This is a genomic window from Photobacterium japonica, from assembly GCF_050337005.1.
Taxonomy (GTDB): domain Bacteria; phylum Pseudomonadota; class Gammaproteobacteria; order Enterobacterales; family Vibrionaceae; genus Photobacterium; species Photobacterium japonica.
This window is the reverse complement of record NZ_JAKJSN010000096.1, coordinates 1-9188: the sequence shown is the minus strand read 5'-3', so window position 1 is coordinate 9188 and position 9188 is coordinate 1. Positions and strand designations below refer to the sequence as shown.

Here is a 9188-nt window from a genome sequence, read left to right as displayed (position 1 = left end):
CCTTTAGAGCCTGAATATCGATAATCCCTTTGTCTATCCTAGAAATATAAATTGTAATATACAAAAAGAGGCCAATTGGCCTCTTTCTTATCGCGATAAATGTGGTGAATACAGATACTGTACCCTATTACATTTTTTGCTCGTTCAAGCTCATTACCGTGCTAGAGACATTCTCTGCCCCTTTGTAAATCTCTTCCATCACGGTTGAGACTTCAGACATCTTCGCACTACCCAAATCTGAAATAGTGGCAACTTCTTGCATGAACTGGGTGATATCTGTGGTCAATTCTTGGTTTTCATCGACCACATGGGTAATTTCAGCCGTTGATTCTGCCGTACGTGAGGCCAGTTTTCGAACTTCATCAGCAACAACCGCAAAGCCCCTGCCCTGATCGCCTGCGCGTGCTGCTTCAATCGCCGCATTCAGTGCCAATAGGTTGGTTTGCTCAGCAATACCTTTAATGGTTAACACGATCTGAGAGATGTTGTTAGAACGCTCATTCAGATCAGCAATCTTCGCTGCTGCGCCAGCAACTTTCTCACTGATTTCATGTGAGACTTCTACCGAATCTTGCAGTAGCTTCGAGCCTTCAAGGGCAATTTGCGACGTTTCAACCGACGTGCTGTACGCGACCTCTGACGCTTGTGAAATGGCCAAGTTTCGTTCTACTTGCGCCGTCACATCAGAAGCAAATTTCACCACGCTCGCCACGTTTCCGTGTTCATCAAAAATAGGGTTGTACGTGGCTTCAATCCACACATTGCGACCGAATGAGTCTCGACGCAAGAACTGCCCTGACTTATAACGTCCTGCGCGTAGATCAGCCCAAAAATCAGGGTTTTCACGGTAAAAATCATCAAAACAGAACATACGGTGATGTTGACCGATAATTTCACTTTCACGGAACTTCAATGCGTTTAAGAAGTTATCGTTAACACTGATCACTTTCCCGTCGATGGAAAACTCAATCACTGCCATCGATTTATTTAATGCATCAATCACACTTTGCTTTTGAGCGTCGGTTTTATGCACACTGGTCACATCGGCTGCAATCTTGAAGACGCGCTCAACATTGCCTTGATCGTCAATAACGGGAATGTATGTCGCCGACAGAATCACATGATGGCCGTCTTTACAGATACGCGTGAACGTCCCTTCAAACGCTTCGCCAGCAGCAAGTGAACGCCAGAAATCAGCATATTCAGATGAATAGGTATAGCTGGTCTCACAGAACATACGATGGTGCTTATTCTGAACTTCCTCAAGTGTATAGCCCACGCAATTTAGAAACTTATTGCTAGCAGTCAAAATATTGCCGCTTTTGTCGAACTCGATATAGGCCGTATTTTTAAAAATAGCAGCGTATAGATTTTGCTCAAAAGAGGGCTTACTGACAGCTTGTTTCTTTCTGAAAAACATAGTGTTACTTAATCCTATTCATATTATTGTTATTCGCATACCTGACACAAAACAGCATACGGTTACATTTTCTCACAATAAGATACAAAATGGATAGTAATTTATCTATTAATAGCCCTTGTAGGAATATTCCCACGTAATTTACCGGTATATAAGATATATTTCATTAGATACTTTAACTCACCGGATTGTCATTAAAATAAGCCACCAAAAAGTCGACAAAAGCACGAATACGATACGGTTGATAGGCATCGGCTTTAAAAACGGCATGCATAGGTAAACTCATCGCCTGATACTCAGGTAATACAGGTTCTAATACACCAGATACAAAATATGGTTCTACCATCCAACGAGGCAAAGCAGCAATACCATGTCCTAACGAGGCCATTTTCAACAACATCTCAGCACTGTCACTGGTAAACACTTCCTGCACGTGAATATTGGCCTTATTCGTTGGTTCTGCAGCCTCATAGACGGCCCATTGATGCGATGGTCGGATCAACGAATAGGTTAAACAGGCATGGGAGGATTCACCATATTTGGCTAAATCCTTTGGGGTTGCAGGTCTCCCCCGTCGCGCTAAATAATCAGGCGCAGCCAAAAATACGGCGGTGTTATTAAATAAGAACCTTGCCTTATAGCGAGAATCTGAGAGATCCGCGACACGGATAGCCACATCGATATGACGCTCGATAAGATCAACTTGCCGATCGCTCACCGACACATTCACGGACAATGCTGGATGAAGCGCCATAAATTGACTGATCGGCGCTGCCAATAGTTGCGTGACCATCACACTTGGGACAGACAGGCGTAACTCTCCACGGACTTCAAGGCGATTGCCTCTTAAACGTGTCTCGATGGTATGCATGCCTGTCAAAACCTGCTCACAATGTTTTGCATATTCATCCCCTTGTGGGGTTAACGCAATTTTTCGGCTATTTCGGTGGAACAAAGCAAAGCCAACTTGCCGTTCAAGCCAGGCGATTTTCTTACTCACCGCACTTTGCGTCAGGTTCAATTCATTGGCAGTCGCCGTAAAACTGCCAAGTTGAGCGGTACGGATAAAGACATTCAGACAATCAAACTTATCCATTTTGCATTCTCATGGGGAATGGTTGATATGCCGAAACTATCATTTATCCACTCGACTAGGAATGGTTAAATTCAGCCATGCCGCCAGACAAAATGCGGCACATAACAATAACGTACTCACGAACGAGAGGTAACCCATGACCACCCTGACAATCAGCCTATTAATCGCCTTCTTTGTGTTTGCCAGTTCCATCAAATTACTGGGTTGGCAACGCTTCATTTTTGACACGCAATTGGCTTTCTTTCATAAATACGGCTTGAACCGATCTTTCATGTTTTTGGTCGGATTGGTTGAACTGACGGGCGCATTACTGTTAGCAAGCTATCTGCTCTCCCCTGTGCATCATCTACTACTTTGGGCGGGGGCTGGCTTATTGGGGATGACATCCTTCGGGGCATTGTTTTTCCACTTCCGTTTTGATGGCTGGAAAGATGCGGTTCCGGCGATGATCACACTGGCACTATCGCTCATTGCCATCATGTAGGGACTGCAACCACCGTATAAAGTCGCAAGTAACACAACGAAAAACGGCGCATCCGCATGCGCCATTTTTATGTATTGATCGGATCGTTAAGCCGGATCGACAGTGTGTGATTCAGGTACTGAACCAACAGTAAAATCGATATCAATAATGCATGAATGCGTGGGGCGGTGATTCAGCCCCCACCCTATAATTGCAGCAGCCATCCACATCACAGCATACGCTTCAATACTCACAATAAAGACCAAAAAGCCAATCCCGAAAAATGATGCAAGGAACAATTGACTATTCGCGCTCTCTTTCTCCGCAGACGTGGTTTCTTTGGCCGCTTTGAAAAGTCCATACTCTTCATCACGATCCGTTGGAAACAGTTTGGCTTCACATTCGCAGCTATAGACGCCAGCTGTTTCTATTTCTGTAACAATTTGATGGGTGAGCACCGTTTTTGTCTGACAGTGTCCACACGTTAATTGGTAACCCGCAAGCATCTTCATTCCTTTGTGAGCTTGTATACCGATGCCCGGAAATTACCGACAATCATCAGGCAGGTCGATGCGATAAATGGCGACCTTCGATCAAACCTGCAATATTTTTATTTAAAATCATTAATTTACAGCGAAATACTTGATAGAGTAGTCACTGATAAAATAATAACCTTATAATTTCAGAAGGATCGCAACGGTGACCTATTTTTCTCGCTCATGGCACGGCAACATCGCCATCTGGCAAGCGGTGGTACTCAATGGCGTATTGGGCTTTATCCTGACCTTTATGCTGGGTGCGTTGTTAGGGTTAGGTGTGGTGGCATTACAAGAAAATGGATTTATTTCAGCCAATATCATTGTTATCAACAACGGAATATTGTGTACCCTGTTCTTGGCGTATACCGTGTTTGCCGTGCGTTCGGCATGGACGACCGCCAAACAGGCTAAGCAGGCCGTCAGTCATGGCCTGACAAAATGCTGGGCGGTATTGTTGGGGTTATACATGATCGGCGTGATTGCCAGAATGCTTGGCTTGGCCTGATCGGTAAAAAACCTGACGGTAAGATAAGAAACAATACGTAATAAGCACACAATAAATGCATAATAAAAAAGAGGCCTGATGGCCTCTTTCGTTATTCGCTGATTCATCGACTGCACGCAATCGCGTCAACGCGTTTTGCAAACTAGCTTTCCATCTTGCGCATCTGGTTCAAATATTGGATCCAACTTTTTGATGCTGACGTCGATTTAATATTATCGGCACGCTTGGCATGAATAATCGCTTGATCGAAATTATCCAGCTTGTAGTACGCACGCACTTTAGCTAATTCCACCTCTGACGCGTGACGTTGGCTGGTGACTTTGTCCAATTGCGCAATCGCACGTTGGTATTGGCCTTCTTGCAGTAATAACTGCGCCAATGGCCAGCGGTATTTGTTATTCAGCTTCGCAGCGACCTGCCATGCAGTAATAGCTTGATCCCACTCTTTGGCCATCTGCCAGTATTGCGCTTGCGTGGATATCAACTCTACATCGGTATTACCATTATCCAATTCGGCGTACAAACGGGCGGCACGCTCTGGCATACCGCGCTGCGCATACAACTGACCCAAGGTTTTTAAATCTTGCTGAGTCAGAGCAATACCGTTACGTTTCGCCAGCGCCAAGGTTTCAAGCGCGGATTTTGAGTGACCAATACGCAATTGAATACCTGCCAACTGCTGCCACCAGACCGTTTTCTTCGGTTCCAGCGCGATCAATCGCTCCAATGTTGGGATCGTCCCTTTCCACTGTTGCAACTGCAATTGCGCACCCAACTTTAACGTCAGTGATTGTACATCGGCTTTCTTGGCATAACGCTGATGTGACGACAACGCACGTAATACCGCTTTCCATTCCGACAACTGATAATGCGACTGTGCGATACGGAACCACAACTCATCGGCTTTTTGTGTGTCAGGAATCGACTTAGTTAACGCATAGTAATGCGGCAATGCCTGCTTATATTGCGCGTTAGACAATAAGATATCCGCCAGCATGCGTTGCGTGATCCACGCTTGCTCGTCTTTCAGCAACCCTGTGTTTACAGCGGCAGTCAGGTTTGCAATGGCTTTTTTGCTGTTGCCTTGCTGCCAGTAAAACACGCCCAACATGCGCTGAACAAACGCTTTGTCATAATCACGGGATGGGTCTAACCCTTCCAGCATGGCAATGGCTTGATCCAGCTTATCATCTTGCTGAAGCGTGTTTGCCCGCTGGACTTTACCGGCGGTGAATTGTGATAACTCTGCCGAAGCCATGCTCGAAAATGCGCCTAACGGAAAAGCCAGCGCAACGATGAGTGCGATTTTCTTCATCATTTTTGAATTTTAAACTCCAGTCTGACCGTTTGGCCTACCTGTGCCATCGCTTTGCCATCCAATACCTTAGGTTGGTACTTCCACTTTTTCAGCGCGCGCATCGCTTCACGCTCAAACAGGCGACGAGGTTTGGATTCAATCACTTTCACTTCCGTCGGACGACCTTGGGTATCAATGGTAAAAGACATCACTACATAACCTTCCGCACCTTGCTTCATCGCACGGGCAGGATAACGCGGCTCTACGCGGTACAACGGCATGGCTTGCTGGTTAGTCCCAAAATCCGAGAATGTCGGGATATTGATGGCTAAACCGGACACGGCGGTGTCGAGATTCAAACTTGGCATCGTGGGCGCAGCGGTATTCGCGACCGCTTGCGTGCTTGCCGTCGGCATCGCTTGTGGCGGTGGCTCTGGAGTATCCGGCTTTTCAGGCACCGCACGTTGACGACGACGGGCTTCGCGTTCTTGCTCCACCATCACCATATCAATGGCGACGAAGGTTTTCTCTTTCTCGGCACGTTGATGCCCGTTGTCCACCATCCAAGCCATGAAGGTAAATAACCCCAATGCCATGGCCAGTGCGATCGGTAATGCGACCAACAAACGCAACATTAGCCTTTCTCCGCTGCCAGCGCGATGCTCTTCACACCCGCCCCTTTCGCGGCATCCATCACTTTCACCACGGTACCGTTGTACGCGTGCTCATCGGCTTGGATCACCAACGACGCCTCAGGCTGTTCAAGCAGCATGTGTTCAAGAGTCGCTTGTACGCGTTCTACATCTACAACGCGCTTATCGATATAAATGTCGTTAGCTGACGTTACGGCAATGAAAATACCGGCATCTTTCTGACTCACCACATTGCTCGCCTGTGGGCGGTTCACTTCAACCCCAGATTCGCGAACAAACGAGCTGGTCACAATAAAGAAGATCAGCATAATAAAAACGATATCCAGCATGGATGTCAGATCGACCTGTGCATCCTCACGGGCCGACGACGGACGGTTCAGTCGCATCACTGACTCCTCAATAATTTTTCTAACTTTAATTCACGAAATTGACAGGCTTTGGCTAACCGCGAATGAATAAACATCCCCGTTAATGCGGCCACCATGCCAGCCATGGTCGGCAGGGTTGCTAATGAAATGCCTGACGCCATTAAGCGGGGCTGGCTGCTGCCTTGAGTGGCCATGACATCAAACACGGAGATCATCCCCGTTACGGTGCCTAACAAACCTAACATCGGGCAGATAGCCACCAGCACTTTAATTAAATTCAAGTGCTGATTAAGAGCAATATGCGCTTGGCTTAACCAGCCGTTGCGCAGCGCGTGGGCATACCAAGAGGTTTGATCCCCCCTTTCTGCCCATGCACTTAACCATTGCTGCTGCTGTTTTGGGTAGGTAACCAGCAAGTACAATACCCGCTCCACCACCAAGACCCAACACAACACCACAACGGCGGCCAGCCACCAAAGAACTTGGCCACCTTGGTTCATAAACTGCTCTAATGAATACCGCCAGGCGTCAAAAACTGACATAGGAGCCAAGGTGATTTCAAAAAGGCTGTTTTCCATTACGCTGACATTCCTGCTTTTTCGGCTTGTTCAGCAACAAGGCTAATACCCTGCTTCTCAAGGATATTACGAATATTATCTGCTTGTGTGCTCAACATGTTATGCGCCAACAGCAACGGCATTGCCGCCACCAAGCCCAATACTGTAGTCACTAGTGCCATCGAAATACCACCCGCCATCACGGTTGGATCGCCATTACCAAACTGGGTGATCACTTGGAAGGTTTCAATCATACCGGTCACGGTACCCAGCAAGCCCAGCATCGGTGCCAATGCCGCCAACAGTTTCAACATCGACAAGCCTTTTTCAAGACCGTGCTGCTCATCCACAATGGCTTCCAACAAACGCAATTCCAGTGCTTCCACACTGCGTTTCTGTTCTGTGCTGTACACACCCAATACACGACCTAGCGGGTTGTTACCCGGTACCGTTGGATTTTTCAACTGGCTGCGGATCTGCTGACGAATCACGGTCAATTTCGCGCCACGGAACAGCGCAATGATCAGACCAATCGCCAAAAGACCGATAATGATATTACCGATCACACCACCAAACGCGAGGCGATCCATCAGCGTGGGGCTATTCGCCAATTGCTCTAGCATGATCCCGCGAGATGGATCCACCACAGTTGCTTGCAAGCCAGTTTGGGTTAAATCATTCAAGCCAGCAAACACAGGGCCGTTGTCTGGCTGCTTTAAGTAAGATTTCGCTACCTCTCGCTGACCATCCCACGCTAAATAACCTTGTTCGCCAATCAGCCCCATACTGCCTAAACGGTATGCTTGAACGTCAGAGCGGTGGCCTTGACCATTAATGAAGGGCACAGACACAGATCGCATTTCACGGCTTGCTGCAATTTGCTCTTCCAAGCCTTGCCATAGGCCGGTCAATTGTGTCAATGATGGCAGCGCTTTGGCTTCCACAATGTCATTCACGACGTCTTGGTACGCATGGCGGTCAACACCAGTGACCGAGGTGCTCATTTCAGCATCTAAATCTTTCGCGGCTTGGCGTACTACGCCGAACAACTCACCCAAGCTGCCGGTTTCCAAACGCAGTTGTTCTTCTAAACGTGCCAGTTGGTTTTCGTTGTCGCTGAACGTTTTGCTCAACTGATCAGTGTCTGCTTGCAGTTGTTTACGTTGTTTTAGCAGCGCATCGCGTTGTGCTTTGATGTCTTTTTCTGTCAGAGTAAAGCCTTTTTCACGCTGTTGATTATGGGCGTTTTCGACTTTTTGCTCTTGACGGGTTTGCTCAACCAAAGTTTGACTAGACAAGGTTTGACTGGCACCCGCGGTCATCGGAAGGCTGAATAGGCACAGCGCCACGGTTAATGCTTTGAATGTCATCTTAGTTATTCTCCACATTTACAGAGACTGGCAGCGTTAGCAAACTCGGCGCAGCGGTTTTCGAAGCAATGGCAAAGGCTTTATTGATGTCTTTGCTGTAGTCACTGGCAAGTGGTTGCCAATGCGCGGTGCTGTCGTTCCATGCCCAAAACTGGGTACCGTCAAGGCTACGGGCAACAAACGAGACACGGCCTAAATACAGCAGATCGGCGTCAATCTGAGTGTCAGCCAGAGCGATTTGCCCTTGGTAGATCCCCATCTTGGTGCCGTAATCCATTTCAATTTGGTAGGCTTCAAGAATACGACGGTACTTTTCAGCGTCACTGATATCCGCCTGCACCATCATTTTTTCCAACTTGTCGATACGCGTTAAACGCTGTTCCTGACGAATCGGTTTGTCGTTGGCCACACTCTCTTTTAGCCCATCGAGCATGCGGTACATCAGTGGCACCACCCCTTGGCGGGTTTCTTTAATGCCCGCGATTTGCGCATCCAGACTCTTCACTTCATCGTTCTGGCTCGTGACCAAATTCGCCATGTGATCACGGTACACGCGCAGGTTGGCGACTTCTTCTTGAAGTTGCTCAATTTCTGCGGTCATTGATAACGTCGCTTCCGCGCTTTTATCAATTTTCTTTTGGCTACTGGTTGAAGCTTGGTTCATCGCACTTTCAACCGTACGCGCATCGCTCAATGCGCTGGCCTGTGCACCGGCGGGTACGCCGGTAATAGTGCCGAGCATCAACAAGGCTAAGCTGGTTTTTTTTAAGTTCATTTGATCGTCAATCAAGTTAAATAAGTGAAAAAAACACAACACGCGAGATTCCATTCGGGAGAGCGTGAGGCTATATCGTATTAGAAACAAAAAACGGCGCTATTATGCCGCAAAACAACAAGCTTTCAAATGCAAATAAATATCA

11 protein-coding genes are annotated in these 9188 nt (G+C 47.4%); 2 read left to right on the top strand and 9 right to left on the bottom strand.

Annotated features, from left to right (window positions below; all coding sequences use genetic code 11):
• Positions 1-127: 127 nt before the first annotated feature.
• Together L4C36_RS22975 and L4C36_RS22970 are read right to left on the bottom strand one after the other, a co-directional pair.
• Entirely contained in the window at positions 128-1420 is a 1293-nt protein-coding gene (locus tag L4C36_RS22975) for a methyl-accepting chemotaxis protein (protein ID WP_428480101.1), read from the bottom strand.
• Positions 1421-1595: 175 nt separating this feature from the next.
• On the bottom strand, positions 1596-2516 hold the full coding sequence (locus L4C36_RS22970) for a LysR family transcriptional regulator (protein WP_428480100.1): 921 nt from the start codon (positions 2514-2516) through the stop codon (positions 1596-1598).
• A 136-nt stretch (positions 2517-2652) separates the two neighbouring features.
• Here L4C36_RS22970 and L4C36_RS22965 point away from each other — a divergent pair, with 136 nt between their 5' ends.
• Positions 2653-3000, top strand: a complete 348-nt coding sequence (locus L4C36_RS22965; RefSeq protein WP_428480099.1) for a DoxX family protein — start codon at positions 2653-2655, stop codon at positions 2998-3000.
• Positions 3001-3086: 86 nt separating this feature from the next.
• Here L4C36_RS22965 and L4C36_RS22960 read toward each other — a convergent pair whose 3' ends face one another.
• Positions 3087-3485, bottom strand: a complete 399-nt coding sequence (locus L4C36_RS22960) for a hypothetical protein (protein ID WP_428480098.1) — start codon at positions 3483-3485, stop codon at positions 3087-3089.
• A 193-nt stretch (positions 3486-3678) separates the two neighbouring features.
• Here L4C36_RS22960 and L4C36_RS22955 point away from each other — a divergent pair, with 193 nt between their 5' ends.
• A complete protein-coding gene (locus tag L4C36_RS22955) occupies positions 3679-4023 on the top strand; it encodes a hypothetical protein (RefSeq protein ID WP_428480097.1) in 345 nt (114 codons plus the stop codon).
• Positions 4024-4165: 142 nt separating this feature from the next.
• Here the strand turns inward: L4C36_RS22955 and L4C36_RS22950 are convergent, their stop codons facing one another.
• The 6 genes from L4C36_RS22950 to L4C36_RS22925 are packed head-to-tail and all read right to left on the bottom strand — an operon-like array spanning position 4166 to position 9043.
• Positions 4166-5338: a tetratricopeptide repeat protein gene (locus L4C36_RS22950; protein WP_428480102.1), complete on the bottom strand. Its 1173-nt coding sequence runs from the start codon at positions 5336-5338 to the stop codon at positions 4166-4168.
• The gene (locus tag L4C36_RS22945; RefSeq protein ID WP_428480096.1) at positions 5338-5955 is read right to left on the bottom strand and encodes an energy transducer TonB; all 618 of its coding nucleotides are present in this window, start codon (positions 5953-5955) and stop codon (positions 5338-5340) included. The genes L4C36_RS22950 and L4C36_RS22945 overlap by 1 nt, the downstream gene beginning before the upstream one ends.
• A complete protein-coding gene (locus L4C36_RS22940; RefSeq protein WP_428480095.1) occupies positions 5955-6359 on the bottom strand; it encodes an ExbD/TolR family protein in 405 nt (134 codons plus the stop codon). The genes L4C36_RS22945 and L4C36_RS22940 overlap by 1 nt, the downstream gene beginning before the upstream one ends.
• Positions 6359-6919, bottom strand: a complete 561-nt coding sequence (locus tag L4C36_RS22935; RefSeq protein WP_428480094.1) for a MotA/TolQ/ExbB proton channel family protein — start codon at positions 6917-6919, stop codon at positions 6359-6361. The genes L4C36_RS22940 and L4C36_RS22935 overlap by 1 nt, the downstream gene beginning before the upstream one ends.
• The gene (locus L4C36_RS22930) at positions 6919-8268 is read right to left on the bottom strand and encodes a MotA/TolQ/ExbB proton channel family protein (RefSeq protein WP_428480093.1); all 1350 of its coding nucleotides are present in this window, start codon (positions 8266-8268) and stop codon (positions 6919-6921) included. The genes L4C36_RS22935 and L4C36_RS22930 overlap by 1 nt, the downstream gene beginning before the upstream one ends.
• Before the next feature lies 1 nt (position 8269).
• Positions 8270-9043: a DUF3450 domain-containing protein gene (locus tag L4C36_RS22925; protein ID WP_428480092.1), complete on the bottom strand. Its 774-nt coding sequence runs from the start codon at positions 9041-9043 to the stop codon at positions 8270-8272.
• Between the last annotated feature and the right edge of the window lie 145 nt (positions 9044-9188).